Origin of the sequence: Bacillus sp. FSL M8-0063, from assembly GCF_038005545.1 — a bacterium.
GTDB lineage: Bacteria > Bacillota > Bacilli > Bacillales > Bacillaceae_G > Bacillus_A > Bacillus_A wiedmannii.
This window is the reverse complement of record NZ_JBBOTJ010000001.1, coordinates 673886-698791: the sequence shown is the minus strand read 5'-3', so window position 1 is coordinate 698791 and position 24906 is coordinate 673886. Positions and strand designations below refer to the sequence as shown.

General features: G+C 36.5%; 27 protein-coding genes. 6 read left to right on the top strand and 21 right to left on the bottom strand.

The window, feature by feature from the left end; all coding sequences use genetic code 11:
• Positions 1 to 36: 36 nt before the first annotated feature.
• Genes ecsC through ecsA form a run of 3 tightly spaced genes read right to left on the bottom strand, consistent with a single transcriptional unit; the run spans position 37 to position 2705 of the window.
• Entirely contained in the window at positions 37 to 744 is a 708-nt protein-coding gene (ecsC, locus tag MKX31_RS03550; RefSeq protein ID WP_064473824.1) for an ecs operon protein EcsC, read from the bottom strand.
• A gap of 13 nt (positions 745 to 757) precedes the next feature.
• Positions 758 to 1969, bottom strand: coding sequence for an ABC transporter permease EcsB (ecsB, locus tag MKX31_RS03545; RefSeq protein ID WP_088047881.1), 1212 nt, complete (start codon positions 1967 to 1969; stop codon positions 758 to 760).
• Positions 1962 to 2705 (bottom strand): ABC transporter ATP-binding protein EcsA, encoded by a 744-nt coding sequence (gene ecsA / locus MKX31_RS03540; RefSeq protein ID WP_071711167.1) that lies wholly within the window; start codon positions 2703 to 2705, stop codon positions 1962 to 1964. Before ecsA ends, ecsB begins: the two co-directional genes overlap by 8 nt.
• Before the next feature lie 559 nt (positions 2706 to 3264).
• Between ecsA and MKX31_RS03535 the strand changes: the two genes are divergently transcribed.
• The 3 genes from MKX31_RS03535 (at position 3265) to MKX31_RS03525 (ending at position 5103) form a co-directional block, all read left to right on the top strand.
• On the top strand, positions 3265 to 3699 hold the full coding sequence (locus MKX31_RS03535; RefSeq protein ID WP_128805705.1) for an HIT family protein: 435 nt from the start codon (positions 3265 to 3267) through the stop codon (positions 3697 to 3699).
• Positions 3700 to 3884: 185 nt separating this feature from the next.
• A complete protein-coding gene (locus MKX31_RS03530) occupies positions 3885 to 4247 on the top strand; it encodes a YtxH domain-containing protein (RefSeq protein WP_000030297.1) in 363 nt (120 codons plus the stop codon).
• Positions 4248 to 4545: 298 nt separating this feature from the next.
• A complete protein-coding gene (locus MKX31_RS03525; RefSeq protein ID WP_000834920.1) occupies positions 4546 to 5103 on the top strand; it encodes an HTH-type transcriptional regulator Hpr in 558 nt (185 codons plus the stop codon).
• A 5-nt stretch (positions 5104 to 5108) separates the two neighbouring features.
• On the opposite strand, the gene MKX31_RS03520 is transcribed toward MKX31_RS03525, so the two are convergent.
• A complete protein-coding gene (locus MKX31_RS03520; protein ID WP_340979989.1) occupies positions 5109 to 5444 on the bottom strand; it encodes a DUF1878 family protein in 336 nt (111 codons plus the stop codon).
• 118 nt (positions 5445 to 5562) lie between these two features.
• On the opposite strand from MKX31_RS03520, the gene MKX31_RS03515 reads away from it, so the two are divergent.
• Positions 5563 to 5757 (top strand): hypothetical protein, encoded by a 195-nt coding sequence (locus MKX31_RS03515; RefSeq protein ID WP_000172690.1) that lies wholly within the window; start codon positions 5563 to 5565, stop codon positions 5755 to 5757.
• Positions 5758 to 5787: 30 nt separating this feature from the next.
• Here the strand turns inward: MKX31_RS03515 and MKX31_RS03510 are convergent, their stop codons facing one another.
• On the bottom strand, positions 5788 to 5901 hold the full coding sequence (locus MKX31_RS03510; protein WP_002007073.1) for a hypothetical protein: 114 nt from the start codon (positions 5899 to 5901) through the stop codon (positions 5788 to 5790).
• Between the two features lie 279 nt (positions 5902 to 6180).
• Here MKX31_RS03510 and prsA point away from each other — a divergent pair, with 279 nt between their 5' ends.
• Complete coding sequence (prsA, locus tag MKX31_RS03505) at positions 6181 to 7047, top strand: peptidylprolyl isomerase PrsA (protein ID WP_064473820.1); 867 nt, start codon at positions 6181 to 6183, stop codon at positions 7045 to 7047.
• Positions 7048 to 7265: 218 nt separating this feature from the next.
• On the opposite strand, the gene MKX31_RS03500 is transcribed toward prsA, so the two are convergent.
• Positions 7266 to 7511, bottom strand: a complete 246-nt coding sequence (locus MKX31_RS03500) for a cytoplasmic protein (protein ID WP_340979987.1) — start codon at positions 7509 to 7511, stop codon at positions 7266 to 7268.
• 277 nt (positions 7512 to 7788) lie between these two features.
• Here MKX31_RS03500 and helD point away from each other — a divergent pair, with 277 nt between their 5' ends.
• Positions 7789 to 10125 carry an RNA polymerase recycling motor HelD gene (gene helD / locus MKX31_RS03495; RefSeq protein ID WP_340979985.1) on the top strand — a complete coding sequence of 779 codons (2337 nt, stop codon included), beginning with the start codon at positions 7789 to 7791 and terminating at the stop codon, positions 10123 to 10125.
• Between the two features lie 6 nt (positions 10126 to 10131).
• Here the strand turns inward: helD and MKX31_RS03490 are convergent, their stop codons facing one another.
• The 15 genes from MKX31_RS03490 to MKX31_RS03420 form a co-directional block, all read right to left on the bottom strand.
• Positions 10132 to 11397, bottom strand: coding sequence for an FtsW/RodA/SpoVE family cell cycle protein (locus MKX31_RS03490; protein ID WP_340979983.1), 1266 nt, complete (start codon positions 11395 to 11397; stop codon positions 10132 to 10134).
• Positions 11398 to 11404: 7 nt separating this feature from the next.
• Positions 11405 to 11812, bottom strand: coding sequence for a PadR family transcriptional regulator (locus MKX31_RS03485; protein WP_340979981.1), 408 nt, complete (start codon positions 11810 to 11812; stop codon positions 11405 to 11407).
• A gap of 4 nt (positions 11813 to 11816) precedes the next feature.
• A complete protein-coding gene (locus MKX31_RS03480) occupies positions 11817 to 12350 on the bottom strand; it encodes a sigma-70 family RNA polymerase sigma factor (protein WP_340979979.1) in 534 nt (177 codons plus the stop codon).
• Between the two features lie 222 nt (positions 12351 to 12572).
• Complete coding sequence (gene glpD / locus MKX31_RS03475; protein WP_340979977.1) at positions 12573 to 14255, bottom strand: aerobic glycerol-3-phosphate dehydrogenase; 1683 nt, start codon at positions 14253 to 14255, stop codon at positions 12573 to 12575.
• 133 nt (positions 14256 to 14388) lie between these two features.
• Complete coding sequence (gene glpK, locus MKX31_RS03470) at positions 14389 to 15879, bottom strand: glycerol kinase GlpK (RefSeq protein ID WP_064473813.1); 1491 nt, start codon at positions 15877 to 15879, stop codon at positions 14389 to 14391.
• Positions 15880 to 15891: 12 nt separating this feature from the next.
• Positions 15892 to 16713 (bottom strand): glycerol uptake facilitator protein GlpF, encoded by an 822-nt coding sequence (gene glpF, locus MKX31_RS03465; protein WP_064473812.1) that lies wholly within the window; start codon positions 16711 to 16713, stop codon positions 15892 to 15894.
• Positions 16714 to 16936: 223 nt separating this feature from the next.
• A complete protein-coding gene (gene glpP, locus MKX31_RS03460) occupies positions 16937 to 17497 on the bottom strand; it encodes a glycerol uptake operon antiterminator GlpP (RefSeq protein ID WP_000394295.1) in 561 nt (186 codons plus the stop codon).
• Between the two features lie 88 nt (positions 17498 to 17585).
• Positions 17586 to 18035: a helix-turn-helix domain-containing protein gene (locus MKX31_RS03455; protein WP_340979974.1), complete on the bottom strand. Its 450-nt coding sequence runs from the start codon at positions 18033 to 18035 to the stop codon at positions 17586 to 17588.
• 349 nt (positions 18036 to 18384) lie between these two features.
• Positions 18385 to 19236, bottom strand: a complete 852-nt coding sequence (locus MKX31_RS03450) for a DUF2935 domain-containing protein (protein ID WP_088047884.1) — start codon at positions 19234 to 19236, stop codon at positions 18385 to 18387.
• A 214-nt stretch (positions 19237 to 19450) separates the two neighbouring features.
• Positions 19451 to 19651: a sporulation YhaL family protein gene (locus MKX31_RS03445; RefSeq protein ID WP_000449229.1), complete on the bottom strand. Its 201-nt coding sequence runs from the start codon at positions 19649 to 19651 to the stop codon at positions 19451 to 19453.
• 76 nt (positions 19652 to 19727) lie between these two features.
• A complete protein-coding gene (locus MKX31_RS03440; protein ID WP_142315402.1) occupies positions 19728 to 20600 on the bottom strand; it encodes an alpha/beta fold hydrolase in 873 nt (290 codons plus the stop codon).
• 237 nt (positions 20601 to 20837) lie between these two features.
• On the bottom strand, positions 20838 to 21092 hold the full coding sequence (locus MKX31_RS03435; protein WP_061131481.1) for a Phr family secreted Rap phosphatase inhibitor: 255 nt from the start codon (positions 21090 to 21092) through the stop codon (positions 20838 to 20840).
• Positions 21092 to 22195, bottom strand: a complete 1104-nt coding sequence (locus tag MKX31_RS03430) for a response regulator aspartate phosphatase (RefSeq protein ID WP_240380665.1) — start codon at positions 22193 to 22195, stop codon at positions 21092 to 21094. The genes MKX31_RS03435 and MKX31_RS03430 overlap by 1 nt, the downstream gene beginning before the upstream one ends.
• Positions 22196 to 22383: 188 nt before the next feature.
• Positions 22384 to 23361: a ring-cleaving dioxygenase gene (locus MKX31_RS03425; protein WP_064473806.1), complete on the bottom strand. Its 978-nt coding sequence runs from the start codon at positions 23359 to 23361 to the stop codon at positions 22384 to 22386.
• 27 nt (positions 23362 to 23388) lie between these two features.
• A complete protein-coding gene (locus MKX31_RS03420; RefSeq protein ID WP_340979969.1) occupies positions 23389 to 24336 on the bottom strand; it encodes a ring-cleaving dioxygenase in 948 nt (315 codons plus the stop codon).
• Positions 24337 to 24906: the final 570 nt, after the last annotated feature.

Below are 24906 nucleotides of genomic sequence, written 5' to 3'. Positions count from 1 at the left end.
AAAGCATCCTAAACCACAATTTAGGATGCTTTCTTTTTAATTTCTATTCAGTAATCGCATACGATAACAATTCATCGTCACTTCTCCGAGTCTTTGCAGTAGTTGATAGTTCGCATATGCGCCGACTGGGGCACCGATTATTGGTACGAGCTGAAGCATTTTTGCTAAATCGATATAGTCTCGGTACTCTGTTTGGAACTTTTCCCAGTCCATATGATTTTCTTCTTCTGTATCCCACGTTTCGATTGCTTTCCATATTTCTTTTCGGTAATCGTCACTTGAAAAAGCAAGTTGGAAAACGTGAAGGATAAAAAGACGCTCTTCTTTATCGCTCGTATCAAATCCGTACAACGTTGCTGCATCGAATAAAAATTTAATTTTAATGCCAAGTAAAAGCGGAAAATCAGCAAGACCAAGGAGAATACCGCCAGCTCCCGTCCCTGCTCCTTCTGCCGCTGCTATTTTTTTGTACTCATCCATTTTTTTACGTACTTCGTCGTCTCTTCTTTGCAATGACCAGTTCGTCTCTTTTAATTTTGGTTTTATAAAGTTTGATCCGGCACTAATTGTTTGCACCATCATCCGAATCGTTTCTGTTAATACTTTTTGCACTTTCGCCGGAATAAGCTGTTGTACTTTCGTCTGCACTTTCTTAGAGAACCGTGTCATCATCGAAGAATCTTTCATGAATGTAGCTTTCCACTGTTCCAATTCTTTTATAACCTTCTCTTCGTATGTAATCATAGGTTCATTCCCTTCAATTTAAACGCTCAATACGTTTCGCCCCGTATTGATAAACGAAACCGATACTAAATACTATGCTTACGACTAGTAAAATTCCCGTCATCATGAAATTTTTCGTCGCAAAGGCGAATATAACTGTAAATACAACGCTGCCGGTAATAAGGATCGTATTTAATAAGACAAGAAAATCTTTCTTCTTCTCTTCTCCCCCGACGGGATACAAATCAAGCCAAATCTTCATGCGGTGATGCTTCCATAAAGTTAATAGCTGATAACCGATTAAATATAGGAAAATAAGGCTTACGATAAATCGTCCATATAAAAATGGAATGAAGTAAAGAATAACTCCTCCAAGAGCGAGCAAACGCACATATAAACCGAAATAGTTACCAGATCGTAAAAACGTTCTTGTATATAAGTATAAATATGTACGCTTTTCACCAATCATTGAAAGAATGAAATCAAGCCATTTTCTACGTGCTACTCTTTCTTTTAATGCAGGTACATCAACGAACATATTCGCGATGCGGTACAGCAGCATCATCTTCTTACCTTCTTCAGAAATTAAATACTCCCAGTTTAGCGGCTTTCCCTTCACCATTTGATGTAGTACTACAAGGTATAACATCATGAGAAGGACGATTCCGCCAACAAAAATGACGGAAGTACGCTCTACAAGGAAGTATACAAATAATCCGTTTAAAATAAAACGAATGAACCAATCAGCTCTTTGTATATTTTGGTCTGTTAAAAATGATTTTTCCCACGCGACGAATAAGTTCCACGCTTTTACAATGACAAACGCGAGTACAATCCATATGTAAGCAGCTCCTGTTTGCTTCATTTGCTGGAAGTATAACGGGGCAAGCGCTGCCGCTACGATTGCGATTATGTATAACTGAATCATAAACGTAAAGAGAAATGCCTTTGTAAAATAAGGTTTTAACTTTTGTTCAACTGGCAGCAAGTAAACGAGATCCGCTTCTTTTAATAACGTTTGTATCGATCCGGCCGTTAATACGAGTCCAAGCAACACTGCCATAACGAGCGCTGTCGGAAACGACGGTGTTAACGTTTGTAACCATTGCTGGTAATAATACGCTCCTGCGCCGATGATGAATACGAAAATAAATTTCAAATGATCATTAAATACGTATTTACTATATGTACGAACTTCTTTTAGAAAGTGACGAAATCGTTCTTTCCATAATGCTGTGCTATTCATAATCTTCTTCCTTCGTTAATGCAATATAAATATCATCTAGCGTTGCACCTGGCATATTAAAATCGGATTGCAGTTCAGATAATGTCCCCTTCGCTCTTACTTCGCCTTGATGCAGAATAATAAACGAATCACAATAACGCTCTGCCGTCGCTAAAATATGTGTACTCATTAAGATTCCTGCACCGCTCTTTTTCATTTGATCCATCATTTGAAGAAGTGATTGAATCGCTAACGGATCAAGCCCAACGAAAGGTTCGTCCACAATATAAAGAGATGGTTCCACTAAAAACGCACTCATAATCATTACTTTTTGTTTCATCCCTTTTGAGAAATGAGATGGAAACCATTTTAAACGATTTTTCATGCGAAATTCTTGTAATAGTTGCCCTACACGTTCTTCATATTGTTTTTCATCGACACCGTACGCCATCGCTGTTAACTTCAAATGTTCTTCTAGCGTTAGCTCGTCATATAATACCGGTGTTTCTGGGATGAACGAAAAACTAGAACGGTACGCTGTCATATCATCACGAATTGTTTTCCCATTAATTGTGACAGTTCCTTTTTTCGGTTCCATTAAACCGATAATATGTTTAATCGTCGTACTCTTCCCGGCTCCATTTAAACCGATTAAGCCGACAAGTTCGCCTTTATTCACAGAGAACGAAACATCTTTTAGTACAGGTCGTTTCGTATATCCTCCTGTAACATTTTCTACACGCAATAACTCGCTCATACGACACCACTTTCTTCATTAGTATTCATTCTATATTCATCTTACCAAAAATAGCGCTGTACTACATAGTATCGATGCCCTCAAAAAAAATTTAAATTTGTTCGCATATATTTTTACGAAAGCGGACATCATAATTAGTGAAGAAGGAACACATTGAAAAAGCGACCACCAATTGATGAGTACAACAACATAGTGAAGTCATCATGAAATGGGGTGTCCATGTTGGACAAAGAAATTTACACATAACCAGATCATTTGTTTCATTTTAGAAACGGGGTGTCTCCGAAAGAGCATATACTGTTTTAAAAAATAAACAATTTCCTTTTATAAAGATTGCAATTCATTTCACTTGAAAATGGGGTGTCTACGGCAGAAACTTTAGCCGATTTACCGTGCATTTCTTAAATAAATGAGGTGTCTGCGAAACGTAAATTACGATAATGCTTTTTCAATCCCTCTTCAGAAAACAGGAAGCTGACTCAGCTTCCTGTTTTTCGTGTTTGTTCTCTTATATAATTATGGTAAAATACGGCTAAGGCTACTTGAAAGGATGAGATCAATGAACCATACAGCGGATAATTGTATTTTTTGTAAAATTATTGACGGGCAAATCCCTTGCTCAAAAGTATACGAAGATGAACATGTGCTTGCATTTTTAGATATTAGTCAAGTAACAAAAGGACATACTCTTGTTATTCCAAAAGTTCACAAACAAGACATTTTTGCGTTAACGCCAGAAATCGCATCACACATTTTTTCTGTCGTTCCGAAAATCGCAAATGCGATTAAAGCAGAGTTTAATCCAGTTGGCTTCAACCTACTTAACAATAACGGTGAAAAAGCTGGACAAACTGTGTTCCACTTCCACCTTCATTTAATTCCACGCTACAGTGAAAACGATGGTTTCGGTGCTGTTTGGAAATCACATCAAAATGAATACACAATGGAAAATTTACAAAACATCGCAAGTACAATTGCAAATAGTGTGAAATAATGACACTATAATAAGAAGTAATACATAACAAGCCACTTTCCTAAAGTGATTACATATTGCACGGCTTGTTTCTCCATTCAAGATGCCAGGGAATGTGCATTACACACTTTTCTTTCCCTCGTCTTAAAGATATGCATATTTTTTCACATCATGAATACGAACAAAAAATAAGGAGGTTTCCTTTTATGTCAAAAGCTAAATCCTTTATTACAGGTGTCATTTGCGGCGGAGCAGTTGCTGGATTAGCCGTTCTTTTCTCTACTCCTTCTTCTGGTAAAGCTATGCGCGGTAAGCTGAAAGAAAAAGGAACTGATATTAAAAAGACTTTAGCTGATATTACAGCTGATACAAAATTATTAAAACGTCAAATCGTTGAAACTGCTTCGGAAGGTAAAGAAGTGTTTCAAGAATTAAAAGAAGATATGCAAGACACGCTTTCTAACTGGAAGCAAGATATTTCTCAAAACAAACGACATATTGAGCAAGAAATTTTGGACATTCAAAAATCAATTGAGAAACTACAAGAAGCTGTTCCGGAAAAAGCGTAAACAAATTCCTGCTTAGTTTTTTGCATATAACAAATATTTTTTATATAAATTGACCTTAACACGGCATATCACACAGATATGCCGTGTTTTTATGCATTTACAATATATGTTATCACTTAACATGTAAGGACAACACATGTATTCACGACTCATAAAACGCTTCCATGCTTATGCATGATTTGTATAGAATGTCATTTTTCCGAAAAATTTTCACAATTCTCACAAAAAGACTTTATTAATTTTTACTTTACTGGCATAATAGATAGTAATGAAAAAGAATGTTAAAGTGGGTGAGTAAATGAAAAGTGGAGAAAAAGATTACTCGGTAAAAGAAGCGATGATTTTCAGCCAACGCATTGCTCAATTATCGAAAGCGTTATGGAAATGCGTAGAGAAAGATTGGCAACAGTGGATTAAGCCTTACGATTTAAACATTAATGAGCATCATATTTTGTCAATCGCTTATCATTTAAAAGGGGCTTCTATTTCTGAGATTGCTAAGTTTGGAGTTATGCACGTATCAACGGCGTTTAACTTCTCGAAAAAGCTAGAAGAACGCGGCTATCTTGTGTTCTCGAAAAAAGAAGATGATAAACGAAATACGTACATTGAGATTACAGACAAAGGGGAAGAATTACTACTTCGCTTAATGGAGGAGTATGATCCTGAAAATAACTCTGTATTTAATGGGGCTCTTGCACTTCGTAATTTCTATGGTAAGTTCCCAGAAAATATCGAACTTATCGCTATCTTGCGCAACATTTACGGACAAGACTTCATCGATATTTTTGAGAAATCATTAGAGAATATTGAGGAGAATTTTACGGAATCCGATCAGAAGTTAGTTAAGAAGTAATCTATTTATTTTTTCTCAATCATGCTTAAGAATTCATTCATAAGCGGCTTAAATAAACCTTGTTTTGCTAGCGCTTCCGCAGTTTCGTGTACTTCGAGCTGATGTGGAAGCGCTTTTTCAAATTGCTCTAACAGCGCATCGAACAAAAGAAGCCCTTCTGCTTTCTCCACTACATATTGCTCGTTCAGCATTTCACAAAGATGTAGTATACGTTCAATATCTTTTTTGCGAGCTTTTTTCTTTATGATTAAAGAATAAAATGGACACTTTTCTTCATCAATCATTTTAAATAGTAGGTCTACGTAGTATTCAGCTTGTTCTAATCTTCTAACAACGTCCATTTTCTCCCTCACTTTCTAACACAAAGTCTTCTATTTCTGAATTTTATAACACGAACAAAATATCGTATGATACAATATATAAAGTATATGTATTTTAGCCAAAAGGAGGTCTCGCCTCATGACACTTATAACAGTTGTTTTTGTCGCATTCGCACTTCTTGTTATATTTTACACGAATTTTATGACACATACACTGTGTGAACGAAAACAAATAGCTGCGAGCCGCCAACCCGGTGTCTTTCGGGTTATCAATGTATGTATAACAATTTTATTAATTTCTAGTTATATAGAAATTATATTTCATGGAAAGTGAGGAAGGAAGCCCCTTCCTCACTTTTTTCCTCTATAAGCAAATTATACCTACTATAACCAATAAAATAAACAGTACAAGTAATAAAATAAGTTGAGAATTCATCCCCATCCCCTCCTCTTTTCTATATATGCGGCATGCGCCCAATACGGAACACCTTCAAAATCTGACACGTACTGGTTAAATTTTCTTTATCAATATGAAATTGAGTCGAAATATGATATATTAAATTTTGTACATATTGCTTATACTATGAAATAAATGACACGCATCTTAACTTTATCCTCAGCCTCGGTAAGCCCTGTTAAGCGCGCTTTACCAACGAAAAAAGCAAAAGTATCAGTGAGACTTAATCGGGCTCTTATGAACCAAAATTCATTGGTGTAGGATAAATTAAAAATACATAATAGTAGGAGTGTTTATCGAATGAAGAAAGCTATGCTTGCCTTAGCCGCAACAAGTGTAATCGCATTATCAGCATGTGGAACAGGATCATCATCAGACAAAATCGTTACATCTAAAGCTGGTGACATTACAAAAGACGAGTTCTACAATCAAATGAAGACACAAGCTGGTAAACAAGTACTAAACAACATGGTTATGGAAAAAGTACTTATTAAAAACTACAAAGTTGAAGACAAAGAAGTAGACAAAAAGTTCGATGAAATGAAAAAACAATACGGTGATCAATTCGATACACTATTAAAACAACAAGGTATTAAAGAAGAAACTTTAAAAACTGGTGTGCGTGCTCAATTAGCTCAAGAAAAAGCTATCGAGAAAACAATCACTGATAAAGAATTAAAAGATAACTACAAGCCTGAAGTTAAAGCAAGCCACATTCTTGTAAAAGATGAAGCGACTGCGAAAAAAGTTAAAGAGGAACTTGGACAAGGTAAATCTTTCGAAGAGTTAGCGAAACAATACTCTGAAGATACTGGTTCAAAAGAAAAAGGTGGCGACTTAGGATTCATCGAACATGGTAAAATGGTTAAAGAATTCGAAGATGCTACTTATAAACTGAAAAAAGATGAAGTAAGCGAACCTGTAAAAACACAATTCGGTTACCACATCATTAAAGTTACAGACATTAAAGAGCCAGAAAAACCATTCGAGCAATCAAAAGCTGACCTGAAAAAAGAGCTAGTTGCGAAGAAAGCACAAGACGCTGAATTCATGAACGATCTTATGATGAAAGAAATCAAAAAAGCTGACGTAAAAGTTGACGATAAAGATTTAAAAGATCTTTTCAAAGAGCAAAAAGCTGACGATAAGAAAGAAGAAAAGAAATAATGAAGTGAAAAAAGCTTGGGCTTCGGCCCAAGCTTTTTTTGTATGCTCTCTTCTCGTGATACATTACGTGTAGATTGGATAAATGAAATTATATGATTACTTCCCCGATTCTACAGAAAGGTTAACATCTTTTTCGTTTTATGGATCGTGTAAAATCTTAGTTACTTATATATTTACATAATCTTCGTTAACAGAAGTTGATTTTGTCATTCATTTAACTAAAACCATCTTTTATGCATTTCACTTAAAAACATTTCTGTGATTTTAAATCCAGAGCTTTCTCCGATAATAGCGTCAATCCCACAATGCGGACAAACTGCTGTGTTATCATCATCCCACCACTCTGTAATTTTGCCTGAATTGAAAATTTCCAAACAATAAAAACAACCACATACAACATCTTTTTCTAAATGTTTTCTATTACGAGAACAAAAGCGATGCGCTTCCTCAAAATGTTTTTCCATCAGTATCCCCTATTCCTCATTTTCTTTTATGCTCTACTTAGGTTCTCCTCGACAAAATTTCAATTCTTTCTTAAAGAAAAACCAAAAACCTTGATTCCATCACACACGGAACCAAGGTTTATCTTATTATCATTGATTAAATTAAAAAACTATGTTAAATTAGTACAGAAACACGTTTTAGAAAATATACAGAACGTATTTATCCGTATCTTAATTGTACACCAAAACACATCTTCAGTCAACCTCTATTTTTCACTTTTAAAGGAGTGCTTACCGTATGAACAAAAAACTTGATTTAGAGCAAAAACGATTGGATACCGTAATAGAAACGATTACGGCGCAAATTGATAAACTGGAAAACGAAACTGGCAGACGCCGGGCAGAAGTAATCCATATTCGTAAACACTTTTGGGATGACGTAAAAGTGAATACTGATACTTTTGATGATTATCTTGAAACAGTTATCAACTTAAGACAACAAGCTCAGTCACTAGCTGTCACACAAATTACCCATAAGCACACCTTTAATCGACTTGCTGCACTACGACGTATGCATAAAGCACCTTACTTTGGACGAATTGATTTCAAAGAAGAAGGAGAATCTGCTGCGGATCAAATTTATATCGGCGTAGCTACACTTACTGATGCAAGCGGAGAAAACTTCCTTATATATGACTGGCGCGCACCTATTTCGAGTGTGTACTACGATTATCCACCAGGACCGGCTGAATACAGTACACCAGGCGGCGTAATCCACGGTAATGTGGAGAAAAAATTACAATACATTATCCAAAATGGCGAGATTGATTCTATGTTCGATACGAGTCTTACAATTGGCGATGAAATTCTGCAACAAGCGCTCGGAAAAGGTACGAACAAACATATGCAAAGTATCGTTGCTACGATTCAGCGCGAGCAAAATGAAATTATTCGTCACGATGAAGGCCGACTACTTATCGTGCAAGGAGCTGCTGGTAGCGGGAAAACGTCAGCTGCCCTACAACGAATCGCCTACTTACTATATAAATATCGCGAATGGTTAAAAGCGGATCAAATTATTCTCTTCTCCCCTAACTCTATGTTCAACAGCTACGTTTCTAACGTACTACCTGAACTCGGTGAAGAAAATATGCAGCAAGTGACATTCCAAGAATATTTAAACCATAGACTAAGCAAGTCATTTGACGTTGAAGATCCTTATGAACAATTAGAATATATGTTAACTGAAACGGATAGCCCTACCTATAAAACGAGAAATGCGAGCATTCGATTTAAAGCATCCACCCAATTTTTCGAGATGATTCGAGCGTACAGACAATCTCTTGAATCTTCAGGCATGCTATTTAGAGGAATGAAATTTAGAGGAAAGTTAATTGCTTCTGCTAAAGAAATTACAGAGCAGTTTTACAATACTGACTCCTCCCTCCGCTTCCATAATCGAATTGAAAAGTTAACGGATTGGCTAAATAAACAAATAGATGCAATTGAAAAAACAGAACTGAAAAAGCCTTGGGTAGAAGAGGAAATTGAATTACTTAGTAAAGATGAATACCAAAAGGCTTATAAATATTTACAGAAAAAAGGCGAGTTTGACGACAACTCCTTTAATGATTTTGAGAAAGAAACGAAAGTACTTGGACGTATGATTGTCCGTAAAAAATTGAAGCCGCTTCGTAAAGGTGTTCAAACATTGCGCTTCATCAACTTCACAGGCATATATAAACAACTCTTCACAGATGCATCATGGGTTGCTGAGGAAAAACCGAAAGAGTGGGATGACATTTGCTCATTAACAGTAAACATGCTCGATGAAGGAAAGCTATATTATGAGGATGCGACTCCATTCTTACTTTTAAAAGAATTAATTGAAGGCTTCCAAACGAATAGATCGATTAAACATGTACTCGTAGACGAAGCACAAGATTATTCGCCGTTTCAATTTGAGTTTTTAAAACGTCTCTTCCCTGCTGCAAGAATGACTGTACTTGGAGACTTTAACCAAGCGATATTTGCCCATGCGAGTGAAGCAGTGAATTTCAATACACTTACTAGCTTATACGGACCAGATGAAACGAACGGTATCAACTTAACTCGTAGCTATCGCTCAACAAAACCGATTATTGAATTTACACGTGCTCTCGTACCGGAAGGAGAGAACATTCACGCCTTTGAACGTGACGGTGAGAAACCTACAGTGACGAAAGTATCGAATGACAGCGAACTGCACGAACATATTACTGCCAAAGTTGCTGAACTACAAAAAGAGCAGCATAATACGATCGCAATTATATGTAAATCTGCAGCTGAAAGCGCCGCTGCCTACGAAGCACTTAGTCATATCGAGAATATTAAACTCGTGAAAAGTAACTCAGCCGAGTATGAGCAAGGCATTGTCGTGATCCCTGCTTACTTAGCGAAAGGTATCGAATTTGATGCTGTCATTATTTACGATGCTTCTAAAGATGTGTACAGCGATGAGAGCGTTCGTAGATTGTTCTACACTGCTTGTACGCGCGCGATGCATGAACTGCAACTTTATAGCGTTGGCGAGGTTAGTCCTTTTATACTTGGGGCTAATTCGGAGAGTTTTGAGCTTATAACGAAAACACCTTGATAATTATCAAGGTGTTTTTCTCATGCTAAACGACATATCTTTACGTCGATATACACTTAACACGATCCCTATTAAAAGCGCATGGAATACAGTTGGTGTTAATCCATAACTAATAAAAGGCAACGATATAGAAGCAATCGGTAATAAACCTAAAATCATGCCCACGTTATAAATAAACTGGACTACGAAAAGAGTCATTCCTCCAACGAGAAGCAATTTACCATATCGGTCATTTATTTTATAAGATATGATTACTAATCTTGCTACAAAAAGAGAAAGAACGGAAACAAGAATTAGCGCAAGCACATACCCATAATAGTAAGTCAAACTTGCAAACACAAAATCAGTATCCGCAGCAGGGATGAACTTTGTATCTCCAGATGTACCAAACCAACCAGCCGACGACATTACCTCTTTTAAACGTATATACATAAATCCTGCGCCACCTGCATCACTCTCAGGATTTAAATACCCTAAAACTCTATCTAAGTGGTATCCTGAAGACCAGGATACCGATGCCTTAATAATAAATAAACAAATGGGTACAATCGTAATAATCAACGCCGTTTTCTTTCCTAACTTACTCCACCAAAGCATAACGAATACCATTGTCATATAAACAAAAATTGACGAAAGGGTGGATACAATTAAAAATAAATACAAAGAAAATAAATATAAAACCACAAGATGTATAACCTTTAGCCTATTATTATTGAAAAAAGAAGCCCAAGCTAGAAAAAAGAAAGGTACTGCCATTAAACAGTCAACTGCAATTGGACCAATTTTTATTAACGGTTCTCCAATCATTGAAGCGTTTGGAAAACAGTATAGCATTAACAGGACAACTACTCCGATTGTGTAAAACAACAATCCCATTCTCTCTAATTTCCGATAATCAAGTAACATCATCCCAATCGCTGTTATAACACCGAGAATAACAAATATCACCTTATTCATTATTACATCATTCGTATATTCAAAAGCTAAAACTGGCAAAAACCCTACCCCCATAGCAGCCACTAATAAAATAAATAAGAACCAATCCACCTTTGGCTTATGTAGTTTGTTAAGCTCCTGCCCTAATTTAATCGGACTTCCCATTTGTTCCACAGCTTTATTTTCAGCGACTTCCTCACTTAATCCTTTTTCTATCCATGTGTTCTTCGCCTGTTTTAAGTGAAAGTCTAGTTCAGTTGCCACAAAGCTCTTTGCTTCTTTTGATTTAATATGATTGGTAACTTCGCTTACAAAACGCTCCCCTTTTTTATTCAATTTCGCCTCACTCCTGTACTAAGCCTTTTAATATAAATTGTACCTTCTTAGCATTTTTCTCTGCCTTTCGTAGCATCTTTCTGCCTTTATCATTTAATTGATAATATTTCGCTCCTTCATGATCCCAACTTGATTGAATAAAACGATTCTGTTCTAGACGATGTAATACGGTATATAAAAAACCTTCATTTCCTTCGAATTTTCCAATCCCTCTCCCTCGTAGTAGCTGTGACAATTCGTATCCTGTTTTTTCATTACTGAGGAGTTGTAAAATGGCTAAAGAGATGTCCTCTTCTTTTTCGTTTGAAGCATTGATTTTTTCGCGCACCTGCTTTCGATGTTGATCAGAAAAACTCAAATGTTTAAACGTTGTATTCTCCATTGATTTTCGCAGGCCTTTTAATCGATCTTCCATTTGATTATTCCTCCAATCCTTTCTTCAAAAGCTCCTTCGCTTTTTTCAGTCTCGTTTTTATCGTATTTTCTTTCACGTCTATTACAATAGCAATCTCTTTAATTGATAATTCTTCATAATAAAATAGATAAATGACTTCTCGATATTTTATCGGTAAATTCATTACTGCAGAAGCGAGCTCACGGTCCTCCGCATTTTGAATAACAGTTTGTTCGACACTATCATTTTGAACCCCAATATAAGCCGATTCATCCTCTGTCACGATCACCTTTTTGCTATACCAACTTTTTACATAGTCCTTACATTGATTAATCGCAATTCTCCATAACCACGTTTTCACATTCGACTTCCCTTTGTATGTATGAAGAGATTTATAACATTTCACAAATATATCTTGCGTTACATCCTCAGCAACCTCTTTATTATTCACATATAAATACACAAGCTGTAAGACTTCTTGTCCATACTTGTTCATGATTTCATCGATAAGGAGTTCCTTATCTTCTATTTCAAACGCTTCTACCGTTAATTCATCCACACCATTTCCTCCTCCCCATATATTAGACGACGCACCGTATGGAAAAGTTTTATTAATTTATAAAAAAATACGGATGATAGTGTCCGTATCGTTTTTTAACTTTAATTTTTCTTCACTAAGAGTAAACCTTTTATTGTGATACAACACTTTAATCAAGACTTTAGCACATTCATAATAAAACAAAAAACCACCTAAAGGCTCCCCTTCAGGTGGTTCTCTATTTTACGCTAATGCAGCTGCCTGCTCTTGTTGATCTACAGGAATTACAGCGTCTGTTAATGCTTTTTCTAGTTCTGCTGTGTATTTCATTTGCTCTTCTTTGCTCCAGCCTAGTTTCGCAGCCATGTAGTTGATTACTGCTTCTCTCCACTCGTATACCCAGTGGATGTTGAAGAATACAGCGCCTCTGCGGCGTACGAAGAAGTCAACTGGTTTTGCTGTCATTTCGTAATCCATTGCGTATACAAGTGGGATTAGAACGTCTAGCGGCATGTTGTATTCTTTCGCTTCGTCTTTATGTTTTTTCGCTAAGTCGAATAGTACATCTACGTTAGAGCCGTAGAATTTCGCGAATTCTTCTGCTTGTGCTTTCGTTAAACCAGATTTCGTACCTTCGTCTGCTTTTTTCGCAACGAATGCTGGGAATCCGTGTGAACCACTTACATGTCCACCAGAGATTGGCATATGTTTCGTGTCGCTCTTCGGATATGCACTATGACCTTCTTTTTGTAATAGGTTTGTTACGTAGTCTACTACCATTTCAGCCATTTTACGGTATCCTGTTAATTTACCACCTGCGATTGTAATTAAACCAGATTCAGAAGTCCAAATTTCATCTTTACGAGAAATTTCAGATGCATTCTTACCTTCTTCATAAATTAATGGACGTACACCAGCCCAGCTTGATTCTACATCTTTTTCTGTAATTTTTACACTTGGGAACATGTAGTTAATCGCATTAATGATGTATGTGCGATCTTCTGTTGTCATGTGCGGTACAGCTGCGTCTTTATCATAGAACGTATCTGTTGTACCTACGTATGTTTTTCCGCCGCGAGGAATCGCGAACACCATACGTTTATCTGGTGTATCGAAGTAAATAGCTTGCCCTAATGGGAAACGTTTTTGATCAATTACTAAATGAACACCTTTTGATAACTGAAGTACTTTTCCTTTTTTCGAGTTATCTTTTTCACGAAGTGTATCTACCCAAGGACCAGCTGCGTTTACAATTTTCTTACCGTAAACTTCATATACTTCACCGTCTAGTAAATCGATTACACGTACACCACATACTTTTCCATCTTTATATAAGAAACCGTCTACTTTTGCGTAGTTAACAGCTTTTGCACCATGTTCAATTGCTTCTTTCATTACTTCAATTGTAAGACGAGCATCGTCTGTACGATATTCTACGTAGTAACCGCCGCCTTTTAATCCTTCTTTTTTTACAAGAGGCTCTTTGTTTAATGTTTCTTCACGGTTAAACATTTTTCTGCGCTCGCTTCGTTTTACGCCTGCTAAGAAGTCGTATACACGAAGACCAATTGATGTACTGAATGATCCGAACGTACCGCCTGTATGGAACGGAAGTAACATCCACTCTGGTGTTGTTACATGGGGACCGTTCTCATATACGATTGCACGCTCTTTCCCCACCTCTGCTACCATTTTCACTTCAAGTTGTTTTAAATAACGTAGACCACCGTGTACAAGCTTCGTTGAACGACTTGATGTACCTGCTGCAAAGTCCTGCATTTCAAACACAATTGTTGATAACCCGCGTGTTGCCCCATCTAATGCAATACCAGAACCAGTAATACCTCCACCAATTACGATCACATCTAACTCTTGTTTATTTACTCCGTTTAATACGTCTTTACGTTGTTTACTTGAAAATTTCATGGTAATTCCTCCCTTTGATAACGAAAAAAGAGACCACGAACTCCGCTATAGATTTCGCCTCTATAGCGTGTTGTGGTCTCTCCAAATCTCCTACCGAATTATTAACTTGTCACCATTATAACACTGTTTATGATTATTTGAAAGCTTTTGTTGCTTCAATTGCTTTTTTCCATCCAGCATATAGCTCTTCGCTTGTTTCCGCTTCCATCGTTGGTTCAAAGCGTTTGTCCATATGCCACTGTTCTTTAATTTCATCTTGGTTTTTCCAATATCCAACTGCAAGACCAGCTAAGTACGCTGCCCCTAAAGCTGTCGTTTCATTGATCACCGGACGCTCTACAGGAACATCTAAAATATCACTTTGGAACTTCATTAAGAAGTTATTTTTAACTGCTCCGCCATCAACGCGTAATGTTTTCAGTTCAATACCTGAATCTGCTTCCATTGCGCATAATACATCTTTCGTTTGGTACGCTAAAGATTCTAGCGTTGCACGAATGAAATGCTCTTTCGTCGTACCGCGCGTTACACCAAACATAGCGCCGCGTACTTCACTATCCCAGTACGGTGTACCTAAACCTACGAATGCTGGTACAACGTATACACCTTCAGTTGATGCAACGCGTGATGCGTACACTTCACTTTCGCTTGCATCTTTAAACATGCGCATTCCGTCACGTAACCATTGAATTGCAGAACCTGCTACGAAAATACTTCCTTCTAATGCGTAGTTTACTTTACCATCTATTCCCCATGCAATTGTTGTTAATAGACCATGCTCAGAAGCTACTGCTTTTTCACCTGTGTTCATTAACATGAAGCAACCAGTTCCGTACGTGTTCTTCGCCATACCTTCACCGAAACAAGCTTGTCCAAATAATGCTGCTTGCTGGTCACCGGCTACGCCTGCAATCGGTATATTTTGACCGAAGAAGTGATAGTCGATTGTTTCGCCATAAACTTCAGATGATGGACGTACTTCTGGAAGCATGCTCTTTGGTACTGTTAACATGTCTAGAAGCTCATCATCCCACTGTAAGTCGTGAATATTAAACATTAATGTACGTGATGCATTTGAGTAATCCGTTACGTGCGCTTTTCCACCAGATAGTTTCCATACAAGCCACGTATCAATTGTTCCGAATAATAGATCGCCGTTTTCTGCTTTTTCTCTTGCACCTTCAACGTTATCTAAAATCCATTTTACTTTCGTACCAGAGAAGTATGCGTCAATTAAAAGACCTGTTTTTTCGCGAACCGTTTCGCTATAACCTTTTTCTTTCAACTCATCACAAATTTCAACTGTTTGACGAGATTGCCATACGATTGCGTTGTAAATTGGTTTTCCAGTCGTTTTATCCCAAACAACCGCTGTTTCACGTTGGTTCGTAATACCGATACCAGCGATTTGTTCTGGTTTTACATCAGCTTCGCTTAAGCAAGTTGCGATAACTGCTAAAATAGATCCCCAAATTTCTTGTGCATTATGCTCTACCCAACCTGGCTTTGGAAAATGTTGTGTAAACTCTTTTTGAGCTGAATGAACAATTTCACCTTTTTTATTGAACAGAATTGCGCGTGAGCTAGTTGTTCCTTGGTCTAAAGAAAGAATATATTTTTTCATATCGGTTTCCCCCTATGCTACTTTTCTACTATTTGTATTGCTTTCACTTTTTTTACTTGTCATATAAGAGATTGCTAGTACAATCACAGTTGCAATAATCACATAAATAAGTGCTACATTTTGTTTTCCTTCAAATACAACTTGATGGAATAATCCTGCAAGTGATCCACCTAAAATTGGACCGACTACTGGAATCCATGCATACTTCCAGTTTGAACCGCCTTTTCCTGCAATCGGAAGGAAGAAGTGTGCGATACGCGGACCTAAATCACGAGCCGGGTTAATCGCGTATCCTGTTGTTCCACCTAATGATAAACCAATACTTACGATTAAGAAACCTACGATAAATGGATTTAAACCATCTGCAAATTTATTTGCTCCAATTGCTAATATACCAAATACTAAAACGAATGTTCCAATCATTTCACTCAAAAGGTTTGTAAATGTGTTCGGAATTGCTGGACCTGTTGCAAATACACCTAATTTTGTTCCTGGATCTTCTGTTTCTTTCCAGTGTGGTAAGTAATGTAAATATACAAGAACTGCCCCGATAATTGCCCCAATCATTTGTGCTGCGATATAACCTGGTACGTCACTCCATGGGAACGCTCCCTTAAATGCTAGTCCTATCGTTAAAGCTGGATTCAAATGTGCCCCACTAATTGATCCAACCGCGTACGCTGCAACTGCTACCGCTAAGCCCCAGCCCATTGTAATGACAATCCAACCTGAATCTTTTGCAAACGACTTCTTTAAACTTACACCAGCGCAAACGCCGCCACCAAGTAAGATTAACAATGCAGTCCCTATTAACTCCCCTAAAAATGCTGACATAAAATCCCTCCACAATCAATTTAAATGCGTTCAAATGTGATAGAGGTAAAATGAATGGCCATTCGTTTTTTCAAAAGAAAAAGATCCACAGCTTACATGCTTCTATATAATATATAGAAACAATAAAATGTGGATCTCTTCTTTTCTCCGTCACGTTTATTAACTTGTCTATAATGTTAACCTTTCATGAAAGCGGTGTCAACAGAATTTTTTCACATTTTCGTCACTTTTTTTGGTAATGTTTCCATAGTTCTTTTTTTGATGTCGTAATTGCTGTCGCACCAGCATTTAAAGCTCTTTCAACATCTTCCACAGTACGAATGAAACCACCCGCTAAAATCGGGACACCAGTACGCTCTTTCACTTCAGCAATCACATCCGTTAGCGCACCAGGAAGCACCTCTATATAATCCGGCTTCGTCTTTTCTAGCAAATTACAGCTCTTTTCCATCGCGCTAGAATCAATTAAAAAGATGCGCTGAATAGAGACGACACCCTTTTGCTTCGCCTTCATAATCACGCTCGCCTTTGTCGAAAGTAACCCGTACGGTTTATATTCTTGGCATAAAAACTCCGTCGCATGCCCATCACTTTGTAATCCATGGATCAAATCAACATGTAAAAACACCTTTTTACTATGCTGCTTCGCAAGTGACACAACACTCTTCAATTGACCAACATGAATATCTAAAATAACAATATACTCATACGAACTATGTAATAGCTTTTCCAAATCTTTAATTTGCCTCACTGCCGGCAAAATCTTCTGTTCATGAAATTCCATTCTAAATGTCCCCTTCTTTATGTCATCCTATCCTTTATAGTACACAATTTGAGTAGAAAGAACAGCTAGTGCGGTGGAATTATTTCCTCTATCTATATATTTTCTTCAACTTATCAGAAGCCGTGCCACCTATAACCATTAGTATGAGGGGTAAAAAATTCATTACATATGGTGCATCTGCTACAAGTGTAATGCTTGCTCCGGCAAACTTATTTAACATCCATACAACGATTTTTGTAATAAACAAAAATACGCCCATCATAAATAAACTATCGAAAAACACCTTCCATTTTGGATATGCTAACTGTTTACTATCTTCAATTACTTTCTGCGTCAACTCTTCGTCACTCCTTAATAATTCATCAATCGTAATACCGAACAGATCGCTTAAATGAATAATAATTTCAATGCTCGGATAGTTCTTTCCCGTCTCCCATTTCGAAACAGACTGCCTACTTACATGAATTTTTTCAGCCAAATCATTTTGCGACCAATTTCGTTTCTCTCGTTCTTGTTTTAAACGTTCACTAAAAATCATACTGTGTTTATCACCTCTCTACGTCTAGTATGGTCAAATAACTGATGAAGAGTAAAGCGAGTTGTCGTTGCGTTAGCTGTGCAACTTTTACGTTACAGGTTGTAATGGCGCTATGTAGTGTGTATATTTCATATGATATGCTCCTATAATAATTTCCCGAACAATAATATAACGAACCGATACTAGTTAAGACTAGATTAAGCATAAAAAATACGCCATCCTTTCTTATCATTCTCCAGAAAGAATAACGTACAGTTTCATTTTTAAACATTTTCATCACAAAGAAAAGAAGCTAACCATAAACTGTTAACTTCTCAGCTGAAAATAAAATATTATCTTTCCTTATCTTCTAATATCTAGGTTGTGATTGAATATTTGTAAGATGAACATCAAACATATCAATGATTTCAAGAAATCTATCAGCTTCACGAAAAACATGGTCTGCTAATAACGGATGAATGATACTCTTTATTTTACATTGCTCAATTAAATCACGCGCTGTTTTCTTAAAATCCCGAAGAGATGTAACCGACACACGATTTTGATCTAAAAATTGATCTAAAAGAGGGACTGTTTGGGATTGTGGCTTCATAGATTCTAAGTCAATTGCTTGATACATCAATTCATCAAAATCATTACTAAAATTCCGAGCTGTATCTACAAGCTTTCTTTCCGATGGATCAAGAAGATGACCAATAAATTTAGCGTGATCTGCCATAATCCTTAAAAAGAAAACATTTTCTTTAATAATAGCATCAGGAAGAGCATCTAATTTCCCTTCATTTAATTGTATTAAACGTTTTCTAAAATAATCAGCTTCCCTACTTGTATGGTCAACTAACAGTGGAAAGTTATTTTGTCCTGGCAATTTACACGTGAGAATTAACCCTAAAATTTTTCGTTTAAATCCCCAAATATTAGTTGCGGCTTGTTGTACTTCTGAATTAAATCTTTTTATTTGCTCAGGATCTGTTTCATTTGTATAGGAATGCGCTATTTGTTCGATATGTTCAAACAATCGATAAAATTGATTAGCCTCTTCGATTAGTTGCGTATCCTCACATCTAAACCCTAAGCGAAGAAAAAAAGAATGCTCCTTCATGATTCTAGACCAAAAACGAATTTCATTTAATGAACGCTCAACAAACATTACAGATGTAACACCTGTATCAGGATGTAATGTTGTTTCATCCCCATGCATTGTTAATCCCCCCTGTAGATACTGCGCTATTTCCATTCTTATGAGTGAACATATATATAAATACCATCAATAAAAGTTCATGATGAATATCATATACATGTAGAATTAAGCTTATATAAGCTTAGCTTGATGAACATATACTGCTCCAAAAAAAGAAAAAAGGCTACCACCTAGATGTAAAGTTCTCCTAGTTGGTAGCCTTTCAAAATGTCTATTAAAGCAATACCGAATCTTTATCACTATCCTGATTCCGTTTCTCTCGCTCTTCTTCTAAACGCTTCATATACACTTCGCCTTCTTTTTCGATAAACTCATTATCCATCTCTTGCTCTTTTTTTGAAGTATATAAAACCATGTAGCCACTTAATACGATCCCGACGATTACAAGATACACCCACCATGGTAAAGTTTCCACTGTACTTCATTCCTTTCCTTAGACAAGCCTTATTAGTTTCACTGTATGAGGAAAGAAGTGGATTTATGCTTAAAATTTATTGCGGATTCTTCGCGAAGAACGCTTGTACATATTCCATAAACTCTATTGGTTCCTGACGAAACGGTGCGTGGTATCCTTTTTCAATGATATGAAACGTACTATTTGCAAATAGCTCATGATACAGTTCACCATTTTTCCAAGAAACGCTCTTATCGTGTCGTCCCCATATAATTAAAGTCGGCACCTTAATTTTATCGGCTTCCATCGCAATGCGGCGCTCTCTCATTTTCGTCAGTTGATCATAATGCTCTTTATCATCGCGACTATTTTTCACTGCATTTTTATTATAATCTGTAATCTCTGTTACAGTTTGTAAGTCCGTTGATAGCGGTGGCACTTCATAGCTTTCTTTTTGCTGGAAAGACTCTATCCCTGTAGAATCCGCTAAAACGAGATGCGTTACTGCATCCGGATATAAATACGCTAAATTTAGAGACATCTCTCCGCCCATCGAATGACCAAGTACTGCGAATTGATCGTATCCGAGTTTCTTCATTAACTTATAATATAAATTCACTTGCGCAGGAAACGAATACTGAAAATCAACCGGCTTCGAAGAACGTCCAAATCCTAAAATATCAACCGCGATAATCGTATGGTCCTTTACAAGTTCCGGATAAATATCACTAAACCCATCTGAAGAACCACCAAACCCGTGAAGCATAAGTAAAGGCGGCTTCCCCTCACCAATTTGCTTAAAGTAAATCGTCTGCCCATCAATTTGCGCCATACTCTCTTTCGTATGCAGCTTCATCATAACAGTATTTTTCACTTCTCCAACCTTCGCAATCGGCTTATCAACGAAGTTACATACAATTAACAAAACGAGCACAATACCGCTAATGAAATAAAATTTAAACCGTTTCAAAATTCCCGTCTCCTTTCTCAAGTTGCTACTTAAAGTTTTTACATTATTTGGTTGTTTTATGATTATTTTTAATTGTAACCACGATAGTTACAATTATACTAAAAAAATATTACTCATTGCCATTAGTGATGGTTACTTTGTAACTATTATAGTTACATATTTAAAGTAAGTCAATTCTTTTTACGACCAAAAAGAAAAGGGACCTCGTTATGAGGTCCCTTCACTTTATTATTTAATTTAAAAATGGTCAGCGTGTGAGTCTTGCTTGCTAATACCGCCACCGTCACCTTTATTGAAGTTGGCCGGTGCTCCTCCATCGCCTCTATTATCTGCTGGTGCTCCACCTGTCTCTCCAATGTTAACGTAGTCTGGTCTTGCTGGTGCTGGAACATCACCGTGCTCCGCTTGTTGTACAAAAGAACTATTTAAACCGACAGATACAATACCAACTAACACTATACCAGTTACAGCCATACCTATTTTTTTAAACATTATTTTAATGCTCCTCTCTCTATCTTCTTCTCTTTTGCCTGTAATGCTTTGTAAAAATAATCACTTGCTTTCATGTAATTAGCATCCTCACGAAACTTTATTGCAAGTTTTTCCACATATTCCTGAGTGTAACTATATAAAGATTCTTTATCAAAATAAGTAATTCCTTTAAGGATAATCTGCTCTAATTCTTTAATAGGAACATTACCATTTACTGCTTTTAAAATACTAAAATGATGTATATACTCTTCATTTTCTAACTCCATACAAATATTTAATCCTCTATCAATTAATTCTTCAGCAATGTTTGTTTCTCCCAGTTTAAAATGTTCCCTAGCTTGTAGGAAAATCGCTTTGAAATGTGCTGGGAATTTCTCTGTTACTTCCGAAAGATGTCGAATAGCTAGTGCAGAAAGGTTTTGACTTGCGTATAGCCATCCTAAATTATGACGTACCCTTAAAAGCAATATAGCGTTATCCTGTTTTTGTAGAATATCTATCGCTGAATTTAGACACTCTTCTGCTTGTTCATATTGCTTTATTTGTATGGCAGTTAGTCCTAAAAGATTTTGAGATAAAGCAATATTCATATCTTGTCCTGATTGTTTTGAAAAAATTTCTTTAGCTTTATTTACATATTTTATTGTATTCATTGGTTGCCTTGTATTGTAGAAAAATGCAGAAAGACGATAACAGAATTCCCCATATTCTAATTCATCAGGAATATATTTTATTAGTGTTTTGGCCTTCTCATAACATCTACTTGCATCATTGTAATTTGATATTAGAGTTGCATGCATTGCCTTAAAAAAATAATAGTAATATGACAAACGATTTTCAGACGTTTTATAAATTTCATCAATTTTATCAATTTTATCAAAACTATTTTTAGTAATTTGTAAGCCATCCGCCAGCACTTTATATCTAAAATCTAATAAAGAGTAATATAGCCATAAATCCCCATCCTCTTTTACATTAGAAAATTCACTCTCAATATCTTCCTTCATTTCCCTAGCTTTCTCTATATCTTGCTGCAACATTACACGATACCAATCATCTAAAGAATGTTTCATTTGCTCCCGTGTTACTACATCTGCTCCCATACACTCGCATCCCCTTTTCTCCAAACTTACAAAATTAGGATATTTATACAATTATTCAAATTGTATATCACCACCTCTTTTCTATGTATTGAAAAATAATTGTCAGAAAATTTTATAGCCCAAATAAAAAAGCAAGCAGTTCCAGCGATCCGCTAAAACTACTTGCTCTCCTACTTATTATTTCTATTTTACTCTTTAATAAATTCCTTCGTACTTCTTACTGTATCAATTGGACGAACTAATTTTTCAATTTCTTCACGCTTTGGCTCTAGGAACGGAGGTAATGATAACTTTTCGCCAAGTGTTTCGTATGGCTCATCCCCCATAAATCCTGGGCCGTCTGTTGCAAATTCAAATAAAATTTGTGGTGCTACTCTTGCGTATAATGACTCGAAGAAGTGACGATCTACATATCCAGATGACGGAAGTTGGGCGCTACCGATTCTCTCAATCCACTCTTCTAATACAGCGCGATCTTCTACGCGGAATGCAGCATGGTGCACTGTACCAAAGCCTTGTTGTGCTTCCGGAAGAACCGTATTATGTTCTACAATGACAGAAGCACCGTTTCCGCCTTCGTTTACTTCAAATAAATAGAATTCTCCTTCTTGCGCAATCTCTTTAAATAATAGAACTTTTTCTAACACTTCTTTGAAGAAACTAAAGTTTGCGATACGAATAAATACAGGGCCTAAGCCAGTAATTGCATATTCTAATGGAACTGGACCGTTTTGCCATGGTGTACCTGATTCGATCCCTTTATCTAATTCATCAGAGATTAATTGATAGTGTTGATCATCGAAATCAACGAAAGAAAGAGTTTTCTTACCAAATTGCTCTTTAATGCCTGTATGTTCTACTTCAAGACGGTCAAAGCGTTTTACCCAATATGCTAACGCTGCATCAGTTGGCACTCGGAATGAAGTTTTTGAAATTTCATTTGTACCGTGTACTCCTTTTGGAATACCTGGGAAGTCAAAGAATGTCATATCTGTTCCTGCACTACCTTTATCATCTGCAAAGAATAAATGATACGTTTGAATATCATCTTGGTTTACTGTTTTTTTAACTAAACGCATTCCTAAAACGTGAGTGAAAAACTCATAGTTCTTTTCTGCACTACTTGTAATTGCTGTAACGTGGTGAATTCCTTTTAATTGGTTCATTTTATATTCCTCCAATGGTTTTTAATTTTATATTTTCTCTTCAATAGGTGCTAATTTCGCTTCAATTTCTGCTCGCTGATCTTCTAAGAACGGCGGTAAATCAAGTTTTCCTCCTAAATGTTCTACATCTCCATCAACTGTAAATCCTGGTCCATCTGTCGCAATTTCAAATAGGATTCCGTTTGATTCGCGGAAGTATAAGCTTTTAAAATAGAAACGATCGATAATGCCAGAAGAATGGAAACCTTTTTGTATCACCTGTTCTTCCCAATAAGCTAGCTCTGCATCGTTTTTTACACGAATTGCTAAATGGTGAATGCTACCGCGGCCCGGCTTTTCAGTAGGACCATCTAAATATTTCACAACGATTTCTCCGAAGGCTTCTCCTTTAATAGACTGGAAAACCGCTTCTTCATCGCTTCGGCTAACTTCTGTATAACCAAATATATCTGTTAATGTATTCGCCAGTTTATCAAGTCTACGCACTGTCATTTCCACAGAACCCATTCCTTGAATTTGATGCTGTGCAGGAACTTCGGATTTCTCCCACGTTTCCCAGTGCTCTACTTTTTCTCCGTTTGAAACGAGTAGTACGAGACGAAGACCTTCCGCATCCTCAAATTGCAAAGCAAGACGATTTGCATATGTTGTCATTTCACTATGTTCCACACCAAGTTTCTCAAATCGTTCTTTCCAGTAATGTAAGCTTTCCTCTGAAGGAACGAGTAATCCGATTCGAGTAATTGCATTCGTACCACGGTATGTTTTTCCTACTAAAGGCATTTCAAAAAATGATAATTCCGTACCTGGACTTCCTGTTTTATCTCCGTAAAATAAGTGATACATAGACGGATCATCTTGATTTACCGTCATTTTCACACGGCGTAAACCAAGTACGTTTTTATAAAAATGGTTATTCTCACTTCCGTTTTTTGTAACCATTGAAATGTGATGATGCCCTTTAATTTCATACATTGATAATTCCTCCGTTTCATTTTACTAGTCAAGTGATACCTAAAAAATAATATTTCCAACAAATAATATGGTTATTAACTTTTCAATTTATGCTTATTATGTTTTTGTAAATTCATCTTAGTTTTTACTGAATAAGTTACTTCGTTTTTTTAATCGAAAGCAATTGAGTGTATGTTTTTCATATGACTCAATCGCTTTCGTTACTATCACTTTACAACTCAAGTGATTAAAAAGCAAGTTATTCATCTCAAATTCGAGATATTTTTTATTGCATAAAATTTCGGACTAAAAACACAAGAAATTCTTGGTTTGGAGACATTATAAAATTCATAAGTTGATGGATGTAGGATATCGCCAGCATTCAAAAAACACGCTAAGAGTATGCAAGGTTTTTTACAGTTTTTCAGCTAATTCAGTAACAAACAGAAATCTTAAAATCCCCTTCAGGATAGAAATGTATAAAAAAATGTATAGATTCATAGAGCAGAAAAAGAGGGTTCCCTTGTGAGAGCAGGCTTCTCCTTTTTCCTTGCTACCGATAATGAGACGTTATGTTAACCTCATATGTAT